The following is a 20,746-nucleotide window of genomic DNA, read 5'->3' on the forward strand; positions in this document are numbered from 1 at the left end:
GTCGGTCTCGGTGGTTGCGTGCCCCCGCAACCAACTCTGTGACACGCACGCAAGCGTCGCTTTCATCGAGCGGCGTTTTGGCTTTTGCGGCCATGGCCCAGGAAGTGACGATGCACTGGCACTCGGTGCCGACCACTCAGTGGGGACCGGCCAAGTTCTTGCGCGACAACTGGCTATCGAACCGCGCGTTCACTGGCTACGACGATATCCGGACCCACTGCTGCGTCGCCTGAACCAGGCTCTTCGATCAGCTCTGGCGCCTCGCCCCCATCGGCCTGCGCCGCTGGGCTAGAAGTGCACATCGGTGAGCGCAGGTCTTGAGGGTTCACGTTTTCGCTGCAGCCGCCAACACGCGCGTCAGGATCTCGTCGATCGCATTACCTGCCGGGATCAGGGACTCGAATTCCTCCCCGATGTAGATCGCCGTCGAGCGCATCCGGTTGGCCGGCTTGTGGCCAAGGTACTGGCCGATCTCCGCGTCCGGGAAGCGCTGGCGCTTCAGCCAGTAGGCGAAGGTATGGCGGAAGGAGTAGGGCTTGACCGCCTCGTCCAGCTGCGCGCGGGTGCGCAGCTTGCGCCAGGCCGCCTTGAAGTCCGTGATGGGTCGCCCGTCGATCGCGAGCAGCGGGCCGGGCGCGGCCTCGGCGAGTTCGTCGCGCAGGCTGCCGATCAACGGGACGACCGGGCGGACCTTCTTGGTCTGGCGGCGTCCACGCGGATTCAGGCGGATGCAGCCGAGCTCGACGTCGACCTGTTCGCGGGTCAGCGCGCGCACGGCTTGCGGCCGGCCGAGCGTGCCGGCGAGCAGGAGCAGATAGCGCCGCTGCTGGCGGTCGATCGCTGCCGCGAAGAGTCGCGCCATTTCAGCCTCGCTGAGCCGCCGTCCCTTGGGTGTCTGCGTCTCCCGATCGTGCTCCCCGAAGACCTCCGGGATGAAGGGCTTGCTGGCCAGCCGCCGCTTCTTGCAGGCGTGGTTGAGGGCGGCCCGCAGGGTCGAAAGCGACCGGCTGACGCTGGAGAGCGCGTAGCCGCGGGCGAGCTGCTCGTCCTTGAAGGTCGTGATCGTCTCCTCGCTCAGCTCCGAGACGAGACAGCCCCCGAAGCTGTCCCTTAGCCGGGCCAGTTCGCTCCGGGCCGCGGTGGCGCTCGGCAGCGCGGCGGCGTGCTCTTCCCAATAGGCCAGCAGGCAGCGCACGACCGGCGTCTCGCAGGCCGGCGCCGGCTCGCCGGTCTCCGCCCGCTGCAGACGCTCGGAGACGGCCTGAGCGATCAGCAGCGCTTGCTGAAGGTCTGCTGTGCCAGTCGATTCAAGTGCGCGAGTTCCTTGGCCGGCGTTCCAGGCGACGTAGTAGTTCGGCGACCGCGCGAGCTTGACGAGCCAGCAGTTGCCGAGGTCGACGAGGCCGCGCGGCCTTCGGGTGCGCCGTCCTGACATGCGAGGGCCTCCTTGAGTTGGGCGATCTGCGAGGGCGTGTAGCGGATGTTGCGCTCGGTGACCCTTTGGTGCGGCAGCCGATGGGTGCGACGCAGCTTCTGCAGGGTCTTGAGGTGGATGCCGAGGTCGCGTGCGAGATCCTTCTCCGCGCGCCAGCTGCGGGGATCGTCGTCGGGCGTCGGGCTCCAGGGAGGTGTCTGCGAGCTGTCCATGGCGGGAAGATGGGTCGCCGGACTCCGGTTGGGCCGGCGGGGGCGAAAATTTTCGTCGTGGCATGGTGCGAGACCTCTCGGGGCGCGACAGCTGAGGGGGGAAGGTCACTGGCCGGCCGGCTCTTTCGGCGGCGCGGTAAGCGACGCCGCGACCAGACTCCGGGCCCGCGCGTCCGACAGGCGCAGGACGCGCGCGCCGGGCTGCTGCGGCAAGCGGAAGTAGGGTGCCAGCGCTTCGATCCAGGTCTGCGGCCAGGGCAGCGCCAGCGCCTCGCGCAGCTGTCCGCGCAGGCCCTCGCTGTCGCCGCGGGCGCCCGGCCCGCACAGGCGTCCGGCCTCGATCTCGAGGCCCTGCAGGGCGGCTGCCAGCTGCCAGGTGACTTCGCAGCGCAGCAGCTCCGGGCCGGGGGTCTCGAAGCTGGCGAGCGCCAAGACCAGCAGACTGCGGGTGCGGCGGCGCACCTCGGCCAAGCGCCGGGTCAGCGGTCGGGCCGCGGGCCGGCGGCGGCAGCGCGCATAGGTGCGGGCGGTGCCGATGTGGCTGCGGATCCGGGCCGGAAAGCGGCGGCTTTGCCCGATGTAGACGAAGGGCGGTTCCGGCGCCGGACGGTCGTAGAGCAGGATCGCATAGACGCAGGCGCTGTTCTCGTCGATCGGGCGGCCGGTCAGATTGAGGCACCAGACGGTGAGGCCGCCGCTGCGGAAGAGGGGGGCGAGCAGCATGGAAATCTCCTTCGGAATGTAAAGTCGATTAGGAATAAATATTAGTAATACAGAAAAAAATTTGGCAATTGCTATTATTGATTAATCAAGAAGAGTAAAAATGAAATAATAATCTCCGCGCTCTTATTTAATATTTAAGAAGAGCGCGCGCGGGCCCTGGCGCTGGGCTCCGCCTGGGGGTGCGGCGCGGCCGGCGCGGCTGGTTCCCTCAGGGTCATTGGGGAACCACCCCCACTGGGAGCCTGCCGGCAGGGACCGCGCGCGCGCGCGCCAAACCGGGGCCCGGACCGGGAGGCGCCGCGCCGATGACGGCTCCCTCTTCTGACCCGGGGCTCGTGCCCCAGAGCGGCGCCGGCCGGCGCTGCGCAGCGCAGCGGCGTGCAGCGCGGTGGCCCCCTCCTCGAACCGGCGACCCATCTCCTCGTCGCGCCGCCCGCCTGGCGCCGCTCGCAGGGAGAGCCCGTGATGCCGTCCGCCTGTCTGACTTCAGCCTGCACCCATGCCCGCGACTCGGCCGCGCGGCGACCGGACGGGGTGCGTCCTGTGCTGCTGGAGGAAACTGCGGAGGCGCCGCCGACGACCCCGGCGCCGCTGGCGGAGGTGGCGGAGCAGCGGCGCCGGCTGCGGTGGCTGCAGCATGCCGGCGCGCCGCTTCAGATCCTGCAGCTCTGGCTGCGCTACCGGCCGCCGCGTGCAGTCGCCACGGCTTTCTTCGGGCGGGCAGTGCAGCTGCACGACTACCGGGTGCGCAGCGTCACGCTGCCACCGAGCGAGGGGCTACCGACCCAGGCGCGCCTCAGCTATCCGCGTTACCGCGACGCCGAGACGGGGCGCGTGCTCGGCCCGCTCCTGCCGCCCGAGCTCGAGCCCGCGACGGGCATTCACCGTGGCGTCGAGCGCCTGGCGGCGCGCCGCCTAAGCGAGGGCGACACGCTGCGCTCGGTCGGCCGCCAGACCCTGCTGCCCCGCCGTCGCCTGAAGCAGCTGCTGGCCGCGCTGGCGGCGCGGGACCGGGCCGCGGCCGCCGCCTCGCCGGGTCCGGAGGTGCTGGGGATCGACGGCGTCTTTCCCGCCGACCGGCGCCGCCAGAAACGCGAGGCCCTGCTGGTGCGCTGCACCGAGCTGGGCCGCGGCCTCCACTACGTCCAGGATCTCAAGCGCTTCGGCAGCCAGGCGGGCCCAGCGGAGCGACTGGCCTGGTTGCTCGAGGTACTGCGGGCCCTGCCTTCGCCTTTGCGCCTGCGCGCCATCACCATCGACGGCGATGCCGCCCTGCGTCAGGCCGTCGAAACGGCCCTGCGCCGCCTCGCGCAGGAGGAGCCGGCCTTCGCCCGGGTGGTCATCGCGCCGGACCGTTGGCACGCGCAGAAAAGTGTCACCGACGCCCTGCGCGGCGCGGTGGCCGCCGAGAAGCGCCGCCTGAAGCGGGGCCTGCTGCCCAGCGGTCTCCTCCAGCCCAAAGGGCTGACGGTCGCCGATCTTCTGCGGCTGCTGGTACAGAACCGCAGGCTCCTGGAGATCCGCTGGGCCAGGCTCTGCGGCGAACCGCGCCGCCTGCGCGATCTCCGGCGCCTCTTTCGCCACTTCCCCAAGCTGCGCCGCGCCTACCTGCTGCGCGAACGCTTCTGCCGGATCTTCGACGCGCCGGGACCGGAGGCGCTGGAGGCGCGGCTGCAGCGGGTCGAACGGCTGGCGGAGGGCCCGCTGGCCCGCGAGGCCGGCATGGCGCGCGCTGCCCGCGAGGCGGCAGCTCAGGTTCGGCGCTGGTTGCCGAACCACCGCGCGAAGGGGGCCTTGGAGGCGGAGCTCTCGCGCCAATTCGCCCGGAGCATCAAGATCTCCACCGGGCCGAACGAGGCGCTCAACCGGGTCGCCAAGGCGCATGCCCGTGTCGCTCCACGCCAGTCCTGCGACACGCTGCGCGACCGGCTCCACCTGCACCAGGGCTATCTGGCCGCCTGCCGGCGCAAGGCCGCCACCGAGGCGCGCCGGCGCTGCGACGTTCCGGCCGGCGGGCCAGCGATCAGCCCCGCGGCCGCGGCGGCAGGGCGCAGGCTCGAGACACCGGAGCGTCCGGGGTGCAGGACGCGCCGCGGCCCGAGCGTTTCCGCGCCTCCTCGATCGGCGGTCGCTGCGGGGCCGCTGCCGGCTGGCTCTGGAGACGGCTGTGCAGCCGGGCGACGGCCCCCAGCGCCGGGAGCAGATCCTGCGCATAGCGGGCCGGCATCCGCGGCGACACCCAGCCCCCGGCCAGCTGGACCTCGATCAAGCTGGCGCCGCTGGCGACCAGCTCGATCGCCGCGCCGATGCGTGTCGAGCGGCAGCTGATGCGGCTTGCATCGAGGCCGGCCTGGCGCGCTAGCGCCTTGAAGCGCCGGGCCAGACCCTGCGGCGTCATCTCGGCGCCGGGCCCGCGTCCATTCACCGTCGCCTGGAACAGCGGGCCAACCACAGTCCCGGACACCTTCAGCCAGGCGGCCAGGGCGGCCATGGTCTCGGGCGCGAGCCAGGCGACCCGCCCCTCGCCGAGTGGATCGGCCTTGTGGCGGCGCACCAGGATGCTGCCGGCGCCGTCACGGCCCGCTGCCAGGTCTTCGCGGCGCAGCGCCGCCAGTTCGCTGCGCCGGCAGAGACTGTCCCGGGCCACCAGTAGGAGGGCGCGATCGCGGCGGTCGCAAGCGGTGTCGCCAAGGCCTGCCAGCATCTGCGCCACCAGTCTGCGATCCAGCGGGAGGGGCCGGCGCGGACGGATCCCCTGGCGCCGCTGCGCGCGGCGGAGGGCCAGACTAACGCCCCGGGCCTTGGTCGGATCCTGGTGACCGCAGGCTCGGTGCAGATGAGACAGGCTCGCCAGCTGTCGTTGCAGCGTCGCGGGGCGGTATCCGCGCCGCTCGAGCTCGCCAAGGTAGGCCGCGAGCGCGCTCGCCTCGGCCGGAAAGGGCCTCCGCCCGGCGCATCGGCACCAGACCTGGAAGCTGCGGAAGTCGCTGGCCAGCGCCTCCAGGGTGCGGGCGGCATAGGCGCCCTCGGCCTCTTTTAGATAGCGGGCGATGCGGCGGGGCAGCCGCGCCCGGACAGGATCGCGAGACAGCTTTCGCACCTGACGGCACCCGAGGTTCTCTGCCAAGCGCCGGAACGGAAAGGTCGGTCCTGCAGGCCGATCGTCGATGGCTGACATGAGCGGCTGCTCCGCGAAAGCTCCGCGCGCGCCGCCCCTGCCATGGCGGCTGCGTCTCTGCCCACCGATCGAAGGATGAAACGGCTTGAACGCGCCTGAGACAAGATTGATGGCGGTTTGGAGAGCGCTCGATCACAGTGATTCCACCGAGGCCGGTTGCGCGCCGCCGCCCCGCCGTTCTGGCATGGGCACCCTGTCCCCCGGTCGTGCGGACGCTGCCGCAACGAGTAGACCGTCGCGTCAGCGGGTGCCTCTGATGGAGCGGCTTGATCGGGTGCTGCGGCACTGACGTCCGGCAGCACGGCTGCCGTCCCCACTTGCAAGTCAGGGTCACCGCTGCAATGATGTCTGCTATGGAATTTTTAGTGCGCTCTCTTCCGGCTCTGACGACGACCCGCCTGCGGGCGGGCGCCGGAACGCGCGCGTCGGCTGCCAGCGCACGACCGCGCTGACATCAGCCGACAGACGAGCGGTAATCCGGAGGCCACGCCCGAGCCAGGGCGTGGCCTCAGTTGTATTGAACGCCCTGGCTCTTTCCTTTCACGGATGGAGCAGGGATATGCAGAAGGGTTCAAGAGAGATAGACGCCGACCAGGGCGCGCCACGCGAGCGGCCGCCTCAGGTAAGGGAGGCCCAGCAGCCGGAGGGCGTCGATCACCGCGAGATCGGCCGTAGGCTCGATCTCTTTCATCAGCAGGAAGAAGCGGCCGGTCAGGTCTTCTGGCACGCTAATGGCTGGCGGCTCTTCCGACTTGTGGAGTCCCGCGTACGCGCCGAGATGGAGGCGGCCGGCTACCTGGAGATCCGCACCCCACAGCTTCTACGCGCCGAGATTTGGCAGCGTTCGGGACACTGGCAGGCCTTTGACGAGGGCATGGTTCGCGTGGGCGAGCAGCGGGCCCTGAAGCCGGTCAGCTGTCCGGGCGCGCTCTCGGTCTTCGCGCGGGGATCGCGCTCCTTCCGTGACTTGCCTCTGCGCTACTTCGAGCTCGGCCAGGTCTTCCGCGAAGAGCCCTCAGGCGCATTGAACGGGCTGTTCCGGCTCAAGGCCTTCACCCAGGACGATGGTCATGTACTGCTGGCACTCGACCAGGTCGAAGAGGAGGTTGCGCGCTTCTGTCGGCTGCTCGAACGGCTTTGGTCCGCCTTCGGCTTCTCCGTGGGACGGGTCTGTCTCTCGACCCGCCCTGAGCGCCGGATTGGTTCCGAGGCTGAGTGGGATGTAGCGGAGGCAGGGCTCGCCGCGGCGGCGGCCGCTGCCGGGCTGGCAGTCGAGCTCTTGCCAGGCGAGGGGGCGCTCTATGGCCCCAAACTTGAGTTTGCCCTCAGTGACTCGCGAGGCCGCGAGTGGCAGTGCGGCACCGTCCAGCTCGATCTGCAGATGCCGCGGCGCTTTGACCTGCACTACGTCGACGACCAGGGACAGCGCGCCGTGCCTTGCCTGCTCCATCATGCGGTCCTGGGCAGTCTAGAACGCTTCATCGCGCTGCTGCTCGAGCAGTGCGGTGGCCGCTTGCCGCTCTGGCTTGCACCGGTCCAGACCGTGGTCGCCAACGTCGGCGGCGCAGAGCGCGACGCAGCTCGGACCGCTGTTCGATACCTGACAGAGGCGGGCCTGCGCGTCCGTGCCGACCTGCGGGCGGCCCCGCTGGGACGAAAGGTGCATGATGCGCATCGCAGCGGCATTCCCGCCTTTGTCGCGATTGGCCCAACCGAGGCCGCCGCCGGCGAAGCCGTCCTGGATCTGCATAGAGAGCGGAAGGGTCGCCTCAACCTCGCGGACTTGGCGAAGTGTCTCGCCCAGCAGTCATGATGACGTCTTGGTCCCCTCGCCCCTAGCTTTTCGTGGAGCGAGGACGTGAGGAGTTCACGGAGGTTCTGACGATCACTCCGCCGCCCTGTCTATCCCCGGCCACGTCGCGAGCTTCGGCGAGCTGCGGAGGTTCGAAACCGCCTCATCTTTCTGGCTGCGGCGGGGACCATCCATGCTGCGACTCTCCCGTGGCTGTGATGCACGACCGCCCTACCCCACAACCTATTCTCTGTGGGGTTTGGCGGTCTCAAGCGCGGGCGATGGGGCGTCCGGGTCGCAGATTGCGCTCAATCATCGAGGGGTGCACGCAGGTCTTTCATCAACAAGAAGAGATAGTACGGATCTGTGGGGCTCGTGACCCTGCCCCTTTAAACAAGCCATTCCTCCACTATGGGTGGCTGCGTTCAAAGGGGCAGGATCAGAGGCCGATCCATGACATTTGGGATCCGTGCCAGCGATGAGGACTCGGTCGGCACGCTCATTCCCGCAGGTAGCCGGACCGCCCGAACGTGCGCTGCTATCTCTGGTTGACAGACGCTGTCGCCCTGCACAGATTGTCTCAAGGCGAAAGTTCTCTGATCCGAGGTAGCTTAGAGGCCAAAGCACCGGGCTTCAGACCCGGAGAGCGCGGGTTCAAATCCCGCCCTCGGACCAACCTACTCCAAGTATGACCGTCTCGGCGCCCTCGGAAAGCGAGCGCAAACCATCCTGGAGGCTCCTTTGAGGTCGCGGTCCGGGACCTCGATCTCCGAAGCAACCGCGAGAGTCAGATGAGCCAGACGATCGGCGACCTTTATGCCCAGTTCCAGCTTGCCAAGGCCCTGTCCTCCGGTGCGTCCGGCAAGGCTGCCCAGTGGCGCGAGGTGCTGGCGGGCATGCGCACCGCAGACCTGCGGATCGGTGACCGGGCACCGGTGGTCGGCATGCCGGTCTGGGCGACGCCCGAGATCGTACGCGGCGGCTTCGCTACCGGCGCCTATGCGGCCGGCGGAGCGTTGCGTCCTCATGAACTCGCACTCGCAGAGACTCTGGACCTGGATCCGACGGACCCGGGCCGCCTGCGCAGCAGCCTGAATCTCTGGCACTTGAGCGATCCGGGACTGGCCCGTCTGCGCGACATGGCAGAGAGCGGATGCTTCGAGACGGACACGCCGGAGGAGTCCGCCCTGCTCGCCGTCGCATTGCTGGCCGAGCGCGCACCGCAGGCAGCCGATGCGATTCTGGACGCGATCACACCCTTCTTCGATCGCCTGCGATTCTATCCTGTTCCGACCAATGACCCCCGGCCCGATGGCGTCTTCGTACAGAACGTCGGCGGTCTTCGGCGCGCTCTGGCGCGCAAGCGGCCTTCGGATGCCGTGCGTCGTCAAGACGCCGCTCTGACCCTTTGGATTCCCCTCTACGACCGACTGGTCGATCTTCTGAGTGAGCCTGTAACCAAAGACTGGTTTCATCGCGCGGACACGTGGCTGCAGGACTATCGCCGCGCCGAAGGCAAGGATATGGCCAGGCGCTGGGCGCGTCCCGACGGACCCTTTCAAAGCTGTCGTGCGGCGCTTGAGCAAAGATGCCATGAGGGGCCGCTCTCTGCTGAGCAGGAACGCTACGTGAGCTTGGTGATCGAGCGCCGTGCCGCGAAGTACGGCCGCGGCGAGGAGCGCGACGCTTACCGGGCCGATCAGGCCCGTCAGAATGTTGAAGTGTGGCTGGACGCTCTGGCCGCGGCGCTGCTCGCGCGCCTGGAGGGACTGCCCGGCGACAGGGGTGTCGAGGATGTCCAGTCGCTCCAAGCGCCGATCGCGGAACAAGAAGCTCGGCCGGGTGCCAAGGCGGGCAGCGAGCTGCCGCCGAGCTTTGCCCGCAAGGTTTCAGCCGTGCAGATCGCACCGGTGTCGGATCTCGTCCGCGGAGGTCAGATCGCCTCTCCGGAGGTACTCGCGGCCGTGCTGCCTCAGATCACGGCCAACCTCCATGCCCGCGGCTTTGCCGATCCGGCCACCGGGACGGTCTTCGCCAGCCTCTACCGCAGCTTCCGCCTTCGCCGGTCGCTGCTCCTCCTCGACCTCCAGAGCCAAATCCAGCTGCGGGAGTTGCCCTGGGCGGCGGCTCTACTTGAGCGGCGCAAAACTGAATCGGCGGACCGCGACCTGGCACTGACCGCGCTGCGAGAGATCGCCACGCTCTCGCTCGAACACTTCCCCCACGTTCAGCTTCCGAACAGCTTGACCGAGGAGATGCTGCGTCTGGCGCAGCGCGCAAACCTTCCGACGCCCTTCACGCGTGAGCTGGCCGCCGACATCTTCATGGGCGACTTCTCCGAGACCTTCGAGAAGGCCGCCGCGCTCGCGCTGAAGCGCTACGCCGGTACGCTCTACGCCCGCTACTACGACTTGCCGGCCGCTGTCGCCCGGGGTCGGTTCGCCGAGCTGTGTTTCGAGCGAGCCGGAGCTCGGCTTTCCGGCAACAGATCGGTCGCCTGGAACGGTATGGTGATCGAACAGCAGCTCATCCTGACAACGCACAACCTAGCCGCCGTCTTCGACGCGATGGATCTGTCGGACCTCGACCATGGCGCTCTCGCGCAGCACTGTTTCGACTGGATCTGCCGGCGGCTGCAACGTCCCGGACCGGACTGGCGAAGCCGCTTGCAAGGCCTCAAGAACGCGGCCTACGCCTGGCGCCAGATGATCGTCTTTCTCTCCGAACTCGACGCCGATCGACAGAGTCGTGCCTGGGCGCCCATCGAAGAGACCTTCGCGGCACAGCCGGAGGCCTTCCGCGGCAGGTTCGATCCCGCCATGATCGGCCTGCGAAACGCGCTGGCGGGCGCGCCGCCGGACGCCAACGGCGGCCGGGCCTTTCTGGGTTGGGCGCTCGACCGCCATCCCTTCGCCGAGCCCCGGAGTTGACCGCTCCAGACCGTACGGGCAGGGGAGGACTGAGAGAAGAGATTGGAAGCGACCGTCGAGCTCCGCTGTTGCTGCTGTCTCCACATCTCGAGGTGCATTTCGGCGACAGATCTGCCCCCGGGAAGACGCCTCTTTCTCCCCTTTTATGATACGAAGTTGCTCACCCTGGGCCCTGAAGTGTGAGATTTTGCATCACCTACGCTGTCCGGTCGGTTCTCTCAACGTGGGCATGGGAAGGCTTTTCCCTTATGACCCTTCTAACATGCTGCTCTCCGCACCCTGATCAGCGACGGTCCATCCGAAGCCTGTGGGCATTTCTCGGACAGAGCGTGCACCGAGCTGCGCTTCGACTGCGATCGCTTCATCCTCCCGCTCTTCGCATCGGTGCAGCCTTAGGCCAAGAGCTCCTCTCTTGCTCGTCAAACCAAGCCCTTATCCTTCATCAGGTGGGCCAGTTCGCCATTCTGATGCATCTCGCGAACGATGTCGCAGCCGCCGACGAACTCGCCCTTGACATAGAGTTGCGGAATGGTGGGCCAGCTCGAGTATTCCTTGACGGCCTGACGCAGAGAATCGTCTTCCAGCACGTTCATCGGGGTAAAGGGAACGCCAAGGTGCGTCAGTGTCTTCGCAACGACGGCCGAGAATCCGCATTGTGGGGCCTGCGGTGTCCCCTTCATGAAGAGCACCACGTCGTTCTCGGACACCGCCGCACTGATACGTTCCAAGGCCTGGTTACTATTCATTTCCATGGTCTCCATTCGTCGTTGGGGGGTCACAATGTCAATGCCGCGCCGTCGACCTTATCTCCGCCCGATCGTTACTGTCCTTGCCGATCATCTCAGCCGACCGCATCGCGAGATCAGCAAGCGAGACGTCATTCAGAAACGACAGGACATGGCTTCTGAGCCCTTCCCAGGGGAGGTCGATTCCTGAGAGGCCTTGGGTTTGCTCGGCTACGAGCGTATTCCTACTCGGTGGACGGCTCGCAAAGCTCGCAGGTGCGTCGACGGCCCGAAAGATCTCCGCGACAGTAATCCGCCGGGCGGGTTTAGCGAGGACGTAGCCACCGCCCCGTCCACGCCGTGAAACAACGAGCCCGGCGCTGCGCAACCGCGCCATGAGAGCTTCCGTATAGGACACGGACCGATTGATGCTTTCTGCGAGAGCTTGCGTTGTACTGGGCTTGTCCGCCTTCTGCGCCGCCAAGCGCACCAGGGTCTCGACGCCGGTATAGGCGCTGTTACTGATCTGCATTGCGCTGCACCTCCAACAGATATCGACTCGATGCTTCCTGGGATGCGACTGAGTTAGTGTCGAATCGAAATCGTTCTCTTGTCAATCTAGTTTCGGAACGCTATCATCTGATTCACCTTGGCGGACAAGGAAAAGGAGTTCGAATTGGACGGCCGCGGTATCGCCGAACTGCTCCTGCACCTGGGGCGGATCGCCTCGGGCGACGGCCTCGTCGCAGGTCTCACGACGGGCCAGTGGGCCGTCGTGAGGTACTTCACGCGGGCCAATCGCTTCTCGCGCACGCCGTCGGCCTTCGCGGCATTTCACGGAACGACACGCGGCACGGCCTCTCAGACGATCAAAGGTCTGGTCTCTCAAGGTTTCCTGAGACAAACCCGGTCCGAAACCGATGGCCGCAGTGTCCGACTGGACCCAACTGATAAGGCTAAGGCCATAATCGCGAACGATCCTATCGAAGCCTTGGTCCGTGCCACGGACGCCCTTCCCCCCGGCGTTCGTGGGACGCTTTCTTTGACGCTGCAACGCCTGCTGAGTCGGGTCGCGACGGAGACGGAGAAGCCGCTTTTCGGTACCTGTGAGAACTGCGCGCATTTCCAAGACGGCGGCTGCCTTCAGGAAGGAGTGTCGGTCCATGCCTGCGGATTCCTGAACGAACCGCTGATGGACGAGGAGTTGGAACAGCTCTGCATCAACTTTGCATCTGGCCGGTCCGGACCGCCGCGAACCAACAGTGTTGGAGACACGTAGCAATGAACCAGATTCCCGCGACGCACGTCTCTATGGGCGAAGGTCAAATCACGGTCGAGGCCGACCTGCTGGCGCCGAAACTCGGCCTCTCTGTCGAGGGGCTTAAAGACAAAATGACGAAAGGTCTGGTCACCAGCGTTGCCGAAACCGGTCAGGGTGAGGATGCGGGGCGGACCCGTCTCACCTTCTTCTATCGGGCAAAGATCTGGCGCGTCGTCTTGACCCCCGACGGCATGCTCGAAGAAGATCCCCTACAGCTCCCCAAATCTCGCGCGGCAAAGCACCGCCCAAGCCTGCTCGATCTTGTAGCGGATCTGTGAGGATGGTCGCATCCCTTTGCCATCCCCGACTCGAAGAGGTGGCCCATCGATGAACGAGCCGAATGTCTGGTCCAGATTCACGACGGTCGAGCTGGAGACAAAGCGCGGAGAACTCCAGGAGCTGATCGGCAGCGGCATGCTGACGGAGCGTTCGCTAGAGCACCAACTTACGGAGATCGCGATCATCGAGAACGAGTTGTCACGGCGCCATGGGGACTGACAACTATGCCAAGTTCAAGAACGATCGCGGTCTTGGTGAGATCCGTATCGGAGTCAAAGAGTTCAAGTGCGCCGGCGCGTCGGCGCCGCACGACCACCCGCACATCTATCTCGAGATGGGCACGGCGGACAGCATTCCCTGCCCCTACTGCGCGACCCTGTTCCGCTACGATCCGCGGCTGGGCCCGAACGAGGCAGATCCGCCGGACAGCGTGTTTTTGGACACGAGAGAGGCATAGGGAAACCACCCGGAGCTCGAATGGAATGGGCAACTGTGCCGGAGACTGAAGATGACGCCCCACGAAATCGACGTTCTGGCCCTGGCGGAGATGCGCGCCGCGGGTGAAGCCCATACGGTGCTTGATGTCCGCGAGGCGGACGAAGTGAAGATCTGCGCCCTCGCCGACAGTCTGTGGATTCCGATGAGGTTCGTGGCCGAGCAGCTAGACAAGCTGCCCCGCGCGCACCCACTCGTCGTGCTTTGTCATCACGGTGTACGCAGCGACATGATGACCGCCTTCCTCCGCCATAACGGTTTCGACAAGGCCTGGAACTTGCGCGGTGGAATAGACGCCTGGGCGCGATTGGTGGGCCCCGATATACCGCGCTACTAGAGGCCAGAAGCGATCCTGGCATGAGATCGGTCCCTGGGACTCTCTGCCCACCTTGGAGCGGTCTTCAGGGGAGGTGCGCCTCGACCCGACAGAGGCTATGCAAAACCCAACAGTCGTGCGGATCGACGCGGCGGCGTTCTGGCTCGCCCCGGACGCTGCGACGCAAACTGGGTCGGGGCGGCGTCAACGATCAGAGCATCGCGGGTCTCCATCAGAAGGTTGTCCATGAAACAGAGCCGACTGCTCTGGCTGTTGCCCTTGCGGTAGCGTTTGGAGTTGGGATCGCTGGTCGAAACGTGGGTCTCGTTCGAGTGCTTCTGGCCCCGGAAGTTCCGCTCGGCATCGCGCCCGGCCGGAACAGACCCTATCTATCGCAGCCAACACGATACGGAAATGTAGCGACGAGGAGTGTGGTCTTGCTGATCCGACATCTGTCGTTCTTCATAACGCTCGCTCGGGAGCGACACTTCGCCCGGGCGGCGGCGGCTTGCAATGTAACGCAACCCACACTGTCGGCTACCATTCGAAAGCTGGAAGAAGAACTCGACGTTCACCTCGTCATCCGGGATCATCGCTTCGTCGGTTTGACTGAGGAAGGCGAAAAGCTCCTCACTTGGGGGAGGCAAATCCTCGCCGACTACGACAGTCTCAAGAAGGACCTCTCCGGAGACAAGCGTGGCTTGACCGGTACGCTGCGTCTCGGTGTCATACCTGCCACGATGCCGGCCGTATCGTTCGTCACCAGCCGATACTCCGCAACGCATCCGGCTGTGACGATCGACATCAGGTCGATGTCGTCCCGTTCCATCCAGGCGGGGTTGGACGCATTCGAACTCGATGGCGGGATGACGTATCTCGACAACGAACCGCTCGAAAATGTCCAAAAGATACAGCTCTACGAAGAGCGCTATGTCCTCGTGGTGCCGAAGGATCATCGACTGGCCTCGAGCAGGACAGCGACCTGGAAAGCGGCGCTCAAAGAGCGCCTGTGTCTCCTCAGTGAAGACATGCAGAACCGACGAATTCTGAACAGGCTGGCTGAAAGCGCCGGGCTCGAGATCCATCCTCATGTGGTCAGCAACTCGTTCCTGGCCCTGTTCTCGCACCTACGGCAAGGTGAATGGGCCAGCATCATGCCGCATACCTTCGCCTATGTCGTTGCAGCGGTTCCGGGTCTGGTCGCCATCGACCTGGTCGATCCGGTTCACACCCAGCCGATCGGACTGGTGCTTCCGGACCGCGATCCCTTGTCTCCCCTGGCAAGCGCGCTGCTGGCCTGCTTCAAGGAGCAGGCCATGGTGCTTGAGCCGGTGTTCGGGAGTCGCAGTTGATTGATTTTGTCTATTGTTCAGTCTGTCCTTTTCATTGGGCTTGCTGTCGCATTTCCGGGAGTATTGACCAACCGGATGACAAGGGACTGAAAAGGGTCCGGGTCGTTCGGGGAGGAACGCCGATTTTACCTGAGACAATGTGATCGCTCGCGCTCAAAGCGCGATCGAACGCTGCATCTTGAGCTCTGAAGTTGGCGGCACTCAATCCAACCCGGAAGGGAGGCTGTCAATATGGCAAAAGTTGTCTGCGTTCTTTACGATGATCCGGTCGACGGTTACCCGAAATCCTATGCCCGTGACGATCTGCCGGAACTGACAGGATATCCCGACGGGCAGACACTGCCTACACCGAAGGCCATCGACTTCCAGCCCGGCGCGTTGCTCGGATCGGTTTCGGGCGAGCTTGGCCTGCGCAAGTATCTGGAATCGCAGGGGCACGAGTTCATTGTCACCTCATCGAAGGACGGTCCGGAGTCGGACCTGGAAAAGCACCTCGCCGACGCGGAAGTACTGATCTCGCAGCCTTTCTGGCCCGCCTATCTCACCGCCGAGCGTATCGCCGGGGCGCCGAAGCTCAAACTGGCCCTGACTGCGGGGATCGGGTCCGACCACGTCGATCTGCAGGCTGCCATCGATCACAACATCACGGTGGCCGAAGTCACCTACTGCAACTCGAATTCCGTGGCCGAGCATGTGGTGATGATGATCCTTGGCCTCGTGCGCAACTACATCCCCTCCTACAACTGGGTCATCAAGGGAGGCTGGAACATCGCCGACTGCGTGGCGCGATCCTATGACGTGGAAGGCATGCATGTCGGGACGGTGGCGGCAGGCCGTATTGGCCTCGGAGTGCTAAAGCGACTGAAGCCCTTTGATGTTCACCTGCACTACAACGATCGCCATCGGCTACCGGAAGCGGTCGAGAAGGAACTGGGACTGACCTGGCACGCCAAACGCGAAGACCTGTATGCCGCGTGCGATGTGGTGACCCTGAATTGCCCTTTGCACCCCGAAACCGAGCACATGATCAACGAGGATACGCTCAAGCTGTTCAAGCGGGGCGCCTATCTCGTCAACACCGCGCGCGGCAAGCTATGCGATCGCGACGCGGTCGCCCGCGCACTGGAGAACGGTCAGCTCGCTGGCTATGCAGGCGACGTCTGGTTCCCGCAGCCAGCGCCGCAGGACCATCCGTGGCGCACCATGCCGCACCATGGCATGACACCGCACATTTCGGGAACGTCTCTGTCGGCTCAGACCCGCTATGCTGCCGGCACACGCGAGATCCTGGAGTGCTATTTCGAAGGCCGTCCAATCCGCGACGAGTATCTCATCGTCCAGGGTGGAGCGCTTGCAGGCACTGGAGCGCATTCCTACTCGGAGGGCAGTGCGACGGGCGGCTCGGAAGAAGCCGCGAAGTTCAAGAGGGTCAGCTGACCGGCTCGGCCCGTGCGGGTTGCCCCGCACGGGCCGACATAGCTTGAAGAGGCGCAAAAGTCTCTTCCAACGCCGGGACGTCCTCGATCCCAAGATCGGACGCCATCGTCAAGCAAATCAGCATATCCGGCATCGGCATGATGGGACGACAAAAGTAGTCTAACGGGCGTCGCCGGTAGGCAGAAGGAAGCTGTTGGTGTCGTCCAACCCCATCGTTGACGGGGCAGGGAGGAAACATGACGGCTCCTCACCAAACCTGGGGGCGGAGCAGCAGTATGTCTGCGCTCCTGTCCCGTGAACGCATCATCGCGCAATCGGGATACAATCGATGGCTGGTGCCCCCCGCAGCGCTCGCCATTCATCTCTGCATTGGCATGGCCTATGGCTTCTCGGTGTTCTGGTTGCCGTTGTCTCGCGCCATCGGCGTATCGGAGCCTGCGGCCTGCGAAGGTATGAGCCTCGTGACCGCGCTGTTCACGACGAGTTGCGATTGGCGCGTATCGGATCTCGGGTGGATCTACACCCTGTTCTTCGTGCTGCTTGGTTCTTCCGCTGCGATTTGGGGCGGCTGGCTTGAAGCGGCCGGTCCTCGGAAAGCCGGTTTCGTCTCGGCGATATGTTGGTGCGGGGGAATGGTCGTCGCGGCGATCGGTATCATGACGCATCAATTGTGGTTGCTGTGGCTTGGTGCTGGAGTCATCGGCGGCATTGGGCTGGGACTGGGCTACATCTCCCCGGTCTCGACCCTGATCAAGTGGTTTCCGGATCGACGAGGCATGGCGACCGGCATGGCGATCATGGGATTCGGTGGCGGCGCTGTGATCGGCGCTCCACTTGCCGATATTCTCATGGGTTGGTTTGCCACCTCAACATCGGTGGGTGTCTGGCAAACCTTTCTCGTGATGGCAGCAATCTACTTCGTTTTTATGATGGTTGGCGCCTTCGGATATCGGGTTCCCCCGGCAGGATGGCAGCCGGAAGGTTGGACGCCGCCCCAAGCGAAAACCAACACCATGATCACACGCGGTCACGTCCACTTGCGCGACGCGCACAAGACCAGGCAGTTCTGGTTGATCTGGATCGTGCTGTGTATGAATGTCTCCGCTGGCATTGGCGTCATCGGTATGGCTTCGCCGATGCTCCAGGAGATTTTTGCCGGCCGGCTTATCGGTGAGCCCGGCCTCGGCTTCACGCAGCTGGACAGCGGTCAGCTTGCAGCGATCGCTGCAATCGCCGCGGGCTTTGCCGGGCTCTTGTCGTTATTCAACATCGGTGGGAGGTTCTTCTGGGCGTCCCTGTCGGACAAGATCGGTCGCAAGACCACGTACTATGCCTTCTTCATACTCGGCATTGCGCTCTACGCGCTGGCGCCGACTGCTGCTGGCATGGGTAGCCAAGTGCTGTTCGTGGCGATCTTCTGCATCATCCTATCCATGTATGGCGGCGGCTTCGCGACAGTGCCCGCATACTTGGCCGATATCTTCGGCACCCAGTTCGTGGGCGCGATTCACGGCAGGCTTTTAACGGCTTGGGCAACAGCGGGTGTCCTCGGACCGGTCGTTGTGAACTACATCCGGGAAGCGCAGATCGCAGCAGGGGTTCCTCGCGCGCAGGTCTATGATTTCACGTTGTACATTCTTGCCGGATTCCTTGCGCTTGGACTGCTCGCGAACGCACTTGTGCGCCCACTCGACAAGAAGTGGTTCATGTCGGCCGAGGAACTTGCCGCGCTCCAAGCGCAGGACCGGTCCACGCCAGTCAGGAGCGGTTCCTACGGCATTGGCCGGGGACGATTCGATCTTCCAGCGATACTGGCCTGGATGGCCGTCGGATTGCCGCTTACGTGGGGAGTCTGGGCCACACTGCAAAAGACTCTCGCTCTCTTCGGCTGATTGTCGGCGTTCAGCAACTTGTGTTCTTGGAGGGCGGCAACCTTCGTGAGGCAGCGGGTGTTTTCGGTCTAAGCCGTGAGACCGCTGTAAAGGCTTATCGGGTCTCGCTTCCGCCGAGCTATATGCTTACGAGATCGTTCGTGCCGGGCCTATAAAGCAGGGCCACTCGGCCGGGCGGACCTTTGAGGGACGTCGTGACGAGCACGGCTATGACGGCGACGATATGGCGGTGAAGAACTGTGTCTAGCGGGTGATACGCAAGTGAACTTTGGCGAGATGGTGGGCAGTGTCCGGCAGAAGATACTCAAGTAAGAACACTGATTTGCGTTTCGCTTCGGACCTTTCCGATGAAAGGTGGAAGCGGCGTACCCGTCCGCATATCGTCATTGTCGGTGCCGGCTTCGGAGGGCTCACCGTTGCGAGGAAGCTCGCGAAAGCCCCCGTGGACATTACGCTGATCGACCGCGAGAACCACCACCTGTTTCAACCGCTGCTCTATCAGGTGGCGACAGCCGGACTGTCGCCGGCCGACATCGCTTGGCCTATTCGTCGATTGGTCCGATCACAGAAGAACACACGCGTGCTCTTGGGCGAGGTTACGGACGTCGACCAAGCGGGGAAGCGGGTTCGCCTCAGTGACCGTTACATCGGTTACGACGTTCTCGTGCTCGCGACTGGCGCGACACACGGCTATTTCGGCAATGACGGCTGGGCCGCCCATGCGCCTGGTCTCAAGGCGATCGACGACGCCACCGAAGTCCGTCGCCGGCTGCTCCTCGCCTTCGAGCGGGCGGAGATGGAGCGCGATGCAGCCAGACGGCACCGGCTATTGACCATCGTCATTGTCGGCGGCGGACCGACCGGGGTCGAAATGGCCGGCGCTGTGGCGGAACTTGCACGCAAAGCGCTCGCGGCTGATTTTCGTGACGTCGATCCTGGCCAAGCGCAAGTGGTGTTGGTCGAAGCTGGGCCTCGCGTGCTTGCGGGATTTCCGGAACATCTATCGGACTACGCCGCCGACGCGCTTGCCCGCCTTGGTGTCGATGTGCGGCTAGGCAAGGCCGTGACCGCGTGCGACGCCGAGGGCGTGGCGCTGGGTGATGAACGCGTGAACGCTGAAACGATCGTTTGGGCGGCGGGCGTGAAAGCCTCGCCGGCGGCCTCTTGGTTGGGTTTGGATGGCGATCAGGCCGGTCGTGTGCCGGTAGGTGCAGACCTGAAACCGGTGGGTACCCAGGATGTCTTTGTGATCGGCGATACGGCGCTCACGCATGACGCCGCCGGCCGGCCGCTGCCTGGCATCGCCCCCGTCGCCAAGCAACAAGGCACCTACGTCGCTGATGCAATCAAGGTGCGGGTTGCCGGCAGACCGCCACCCGCGCCGTTTCGATATCGCGATCTGGGCCAGCTCGCCACGATCGGCCGAAAGGCGGCTGTCATCGCGTTCCGGCGTCTACGGCTTAAAAGATGGCTTGCCTGGTGGCTGTGGGGCATCGCCCACATCTACTTTCTGATCAGCCTGCGCAACCGGCTCATCGTCGCGACGCAATGGCTTTGGTCCTATGTCAGCTTCGAGCGCGGCGCCAGGCTGATCACTGGACCGCATATCTATGCCGGCCGCAGTTCCACCGATCATGGCCCTGATCTTGTCCCACCCGACGATGAGCGGCACTCTGCGTGAAGGCTCAAGCAATCCATACGCTTGACCGTATAAGTACGACTTATGCGGCTTAGCGTATATTTTTACTTTACACGCTTTGCCGTATACCGACGTTTTACACGCTGCACCGTATATTTCTTTCGCATGAGCACTATGATTCGGACGCCAAAATAGCTTGGCAGCGCGATCCAGCAGCACCGCAAGGCGTTGAAGCTGACCCAAACCGATCTGAGCCAGAAGGCGGGCCTACGTCAGGCCACGATCTCGCAAATCGAGCGCGATGAGAATGCTCACCTCGAGAGCCTGTTTGCGGTGTTGGCTGCTCTCGACCTCGAACTGACGGTCCACGAGCGTACGCGGGGAAGCTCTTCCGACATCGAGAAGATCTTCTGATGGCGCGCCTGCAGGGACTCAGCCTGCGCGCTGCACGCTGCACGCTGCCGGGGCTGGGGTGCTGCACGGCCATACGAAAAGCTTCCAATTGGCGAAGATTCATAGGCTACCGCTGGCCCGACGTCTCCGGTTGGGACGCACAGCCAACGCAATCCTTCGCTTCTGACAAGTCGTCTTCACGAACCGCAAGCAGAATGCCAGAAGCGCTGCGAGGCGGAGAAGGGCAAACAGCGAAAGGGCAAAGCTATCCTGCGACCTGGCGAAGGCCTTTCCCGGGGCTTTCTCTGGTTCCGGCTTCCTTCACCGCGCGTTCGTCGCCTCGGCTGCGCGTAAGTACCTGAAAATGCCTATCGGCTCCCGTCCGCTGCGCGTTGACATCGTAGGGGTCGCTGGTTCAATCCCAGCCGCGCCCACCATCGCAACCCGTTGATTATCCTTCATCTTCTGTGTTTTGCGGGCACCACGCGAGATCGGCGTTTCCGGCACGCTGTTACTGAAATTCCCGAGCGATTCTGTCATATCGGCGAGATCGTCCATGCTCTTGTGGCGTTAGACTCGCTTACCCGCCGCTTTGTCGATGAAGCAAAAACACTGAACCTTTTGGAA

Annotated in this window: 18 protein-coding genes and 1 pseudogene; 13 read left to right on the forward strand and 6 right to left on the reverse strand. The window is 64.5% G+C overall.

All coding sequences use genetic code 11. The features are described from left to right. Positions 1–325: 325 nt before the first annotated feature. Positions 326–1,435 carry a tyrosine-type recombinase/integrase gene (locus tag ACO054_RS01065; protein ID WP_421708593.1) on the reverse strand — a complete coding sequence of 370 codons (1,110 nt, stop codon included), beginning with the start codon at positions 1,433–1,435 and terminating at the stop codon, positions 326–328. A gap of 317 nt (positions 1,436–1,752) precedes the next feature. Then, positions 1,753–2,370, reverse strand: a complete 618-nt coding sequence (locus tag ACO054_RS01070) for a hypothetical protein (protein ID WP_421708594.1) — start codon at positions 2,368–2,370, stop codon at positions 1,753–1,755. Positions 2,371–2,835: 465 nt separating this feature from the next. Between ACO054_RS01070 and ACO054_RS01075 the strand changes: the two are divergent. Next, positions 2,836–4,161, forward strand: a pseudogene (locus ACO054_RS01075) (transposase); the annotation flags it as partial. A 232-nt stretch (positions 4,162–4,393) separates the two neighbouring features. Here the strand turns inward: ACO054_RS01075 and ACO054_RS01080 are convergent. Further along, positions 4,394–5,548 carry a tyrosine-type recombinase/integrase gene (locus ACO054_RS01080; RefSeq protein ID WP_421708595.1) on the reverse strand — a complete coding sequence of 385 codons (1,155 nt, stop codon included), beginning with the start codon at positions 5,546–5,548 and terminating at the stop codon, positions 4,394–4,396. Positions 5,549–6,107: 559 nt separating this feature from the next. On the opposite strand from ACO054_RS01080, the gene thrS reads away from it, so the two are divergent. Together thrS and ACO054_RS01090 are read left to right on the forward strand one after the other, a co-directional pair. Further along, positions 6,108–7,361 (forward strand): threonine--tRNA ligase, encoded by a 1,254-nt coding sequence (gene thrS, locus ACO054_RS01085; RefSeq protein ID WP_421708596.1) that lies wholly within the window; start codon positions 6,108–6,110, stop codon positions 7,359–7,361. 770 nt (positions 7,362–8,131) lie between these two features. Further along, positions 8,132–10,270 (forward strand): hypothetical protein, encoded by a 2,139-nt coding sequence (locus ACO054_RS01090; RefSeq protein ID WP_421708597.1) that lies wholly within the window; start codon positions 8,132–8,134, stop codon positions 10,268–10,270. Positions 10,271–10,689: 419 nt separating this feature from the next. On the opposite strand, the gene grxD is transcribed toward ACO054_RS01090, so the two are convergent. Together grxD and ACO054_RS01100 are read right to left on the reverse strand one after the other, a co-directional pair. Further along, on the reverse strand, positions 10,690–11,016 hold the full coding sequence (grxD, locus tag ACO054_RS01095) for a Grx4 family monothiol glutaredoxin (protein WP_421708598.1): 327 nt from the start codon (positions 11,014–11,016) through the stop codon (positions 10,690–10,692). Positions 11,017–11,053: 37 nt separating this feature from the next. Beyond that, entirely contained in the window at positions 11,054–11,527 is a 474-nt protein-coding gene (locus ACO054_RS01100; protein ID WP_421708599.1) for an RrF2 family transcriptional regulator, read from the reverse strand. A 144-nt stretch (positions 11,528–11,671) separates the two neighbouring features. Here ACO054_RS01100 and ACO054_RS01105 point away from each other — a divergent pair, with 144 nt between their 5' ends. The 10 genes from ACO054_RS01105 to ACO054_RS01150 all read left to right on the forward strand — a co-directional run bounded on the left by ACO054_RS01105 (position 11,672) and on the right by ACO054_RS01150 (position 20,140). Beyond that, on the forward strand, positions 11,672–12,274 hold the full coding sequence (locus ACO054_RS01105) for a MarR family winged helix-turn-helix transcriptional regulator (RefSeq protein WP_421708600.1): 603 nt from the start codon (positions 11,672–11,674) through the stop codon (positions 12,272–12,274). A 2-nt stretch (positions 12,275–12,276) separates the two neighbouring features. Next, positions 12,277–12,594 (forward strand): DUF6522 family protein, encoded by a 318-nt coding sequence (locus tag ACO054_RS01110; protein ID WP_421708601.1) that lies wholly within the window; start codon positions 12,277–12,279, stop codon positions 12,592–12,594. Between the two features lie 49 nt (positions 12,595–12,643). Next, the gene (locus ACO054_RS01115) at positions 12,644–12,814 is read left to right on the forward strand and encodes a hypothetical protein (protein ID WP_421708602.1); all 171 of its coding nucleotides are present in this window, start codon (positions 12,644–12,646) and stop codon (positions 12,812–12,814) included. Then, positions 12,804–13,052 carry a zinc-finger domain-containing protein gene (locus tag ACO054_RS01120; RefSeq protein ID WP_421708603.1) on the forward strand — a complete coding sequence of 83 codons (249 nt, stop codon included), beginning with the start codon at positions 12,804–12,806 and terminating at the stop codon, positions 13,050–13,052. The genes ACO054_RS01115 and ACO054_RS01120 overlap by 11 nt, the downstream gene beginning before the upstream one ends. 51 nt (positions 13,053–13,103) lie before the next feature. Continuing rightward, a complete protein-coding gene (locus tag ACO054_RS01125; protein ID WP_421708604.1) occupies positions 13,104–13,427 on the forward strand; it encodes a rhodanese-like domain-containing protein in 324 nt (107 codons plus the stop codon). A 416-nt stretch (positions 13,428–13,843) separates the two neighbouring features. Further along, positions 13,844–14,758, forward strand: coding sequence for a LysR family transcriptional regulator (locus ACO054_RS01130; protein WP_421708605.1), 915 nt, complete (start codon positions 13,844–13,846; stop codon positions 14,756–14,758). 231 nt (positions 14,759–14,989) lie between these two features. Continuing rightward, the gene (locus tag ACO054_RS01135; protein WP_421708606.1) at positions 14,990–16,195 is read left to right on the forward strand and encodes an NAD-dependent formate dehydrogenase; all 1,206 of its coding nucleotides are present in this window, start codon (positions 14,990–14,992) and stop codon (positions 16,193–16,195) included. Positions 16,196–16,470: 275 nt separating this feature from the next. Then, entirely contained in the window at positions 16,471–18,087 is a 1,617-nt protein-coding gene (locus tag ACO054_RS01140) for an OFA family MFS transporter (RefSeq protein WP_421708607.1), read from the forward strand. A 322-nt stretch (positions 18,088–18,409) separates the two neighbouring features. Beyond that, positions 18,410–19,768 (forward strand): NAD(P)/FAD-dependent oxidoreductase, encoded by a 1,359-nt coding sequence (locus ACO054_RS01145; RefSeq protein ID WP_421708608.1) that lies wholly within the window; start codon positions 18,410–18,412, stop codon positions 19,766–19,768. 165 nt (positions 19,769–19,933) lie between these two features. Beyond that, on the forward strand, positions 19,934–20,140 hold the full coding sequence (locus ACO054_RS01150) for a helix-turn-helix domain-containing protein (protein WP_421710403.1): 207 nt from the start codon (positions 19,934–19,936) through the stop codon (positions 20,138–20,140). Between the two features lie 300 nt (positions 20,141–20,440). On the opposite strand, the gene ACO054_RS01155 is transcribed toward ACO054_RS01150, so the two are convergent. Continuing rightward, entirely contained in the window at positions 20,441–20,677 is a 237-nt protein-coding gene (locus ACO054_RS01155; protein ID WP_421708609.1) for a hypothetical protein, read from the reverse strand. Between the last annotated feature and the right edge of the window lie 69 nt (positions 20,678–20,746).

The sequence above is a fragment of the Algihabitans sp. genome (genome assembly GCF_965226985.1).
In the GTDB taxonomy this organism is placed as follows: domain Bacteria; phylum Pseudomonadota; class Alphaproteobacteria; order Kiloniellales; family DSM-21159; genus Algihabitans.

Coding starts and splice junctions, on each gene's coding strand:
- ACO054_RS01135 (WP_421708606.1), top strand. CDS start 14,990: ATGGCAAAAGTTGTCTGCGTTCTTTACGATGATCCGGTCGACGGTTAC.
- ACO054_RS01115 (WP_421708602.1), top strand. CDS start 12,644: ATGAACGAGCCGAATGTCTGGTCCAGATTCACGACGGTCGAGCTGGAG.
- grxD (WP_421708598.1), bottom strand. CDS start 11,016: ATGAATAGTAACCAGGCCTTGGAACGTATCAGTGCGGCGGTGTCCGAG.
- ACO054_RS01090 (WP_421708597.1), top strand. CDS start 8,132: ATGAGCCAGACGATCGGCGACCTTTATGCCCAGTTCCAGCTTGCCAAG.
- ACO054_RS01140 (WP_421708607.1), top strand. CDS start 16,471: ATGTCTGCGCTCCTGTCCCGTGAACGCATCATCGCGCAATCGGGATAC.
- ACO054_RS01125 (WP_421708604.1), top strand. CDS start 13,104: ATGACGCCCCACGAAATCGACGTTCTGGCCCTGGCGGAGATGCGCGCC.
- ACO054_RS01065 (WP_421708593.1), bottom strand. CDS start 1,435: ATGTCAGGACGGCGCACCCGAAGGCCGCGCGGCCTCGTCGACCTCGGC.
- thrS (WP_421708596.1), top strand. CDS start 6,108: ATGCAGAAGGGTTCAAGAGAGATAGACGCCGACCAGGGCGCGCCACGC.
- ACO054_RS01080 (WP_421708595.1), bottom strand. CDS start 5,548: ATGTCAGCCATCGACGATCGGCCTGCAGGACCGACCTTTCCGTTCCGG.
- ACO054_RS01070 (WP_421708594.1), bottom strand. CDS start 2,370: ATGCTGCTCGCCCCCCTCTTCCGCAGCGGCGGCCTCACCGTCTGGTGC.
- ACO054_RS01120 (WP_421708603.1), top strand. CDS start 12,804: ATGGGGACTGACAACTATGCCAAGTTCAAGAACGATCGCGGTCTTGGT.
- ACO054_RS01100 (WP_421708599.1), bottom strand. CDS start 11,527: ATGCAGATCAGTAACAGCGCCTATACCGGCGTCGAGACCCTGGTGCGC.
- ACO054_RS01155 (WP_421708609.1), bottom strand. CDS start 20,677: ATGGACGATCTCGCCGATATGACAGAATCGCTCGGGAATTTCAGTAAC.
- ACO054_RS01110 (WP_421708601.1), top strand. CDS start 12,277: ATGAACCAGATTCCCGCGACGCACGTCTCTATGGGCGAAGGTCAAATC.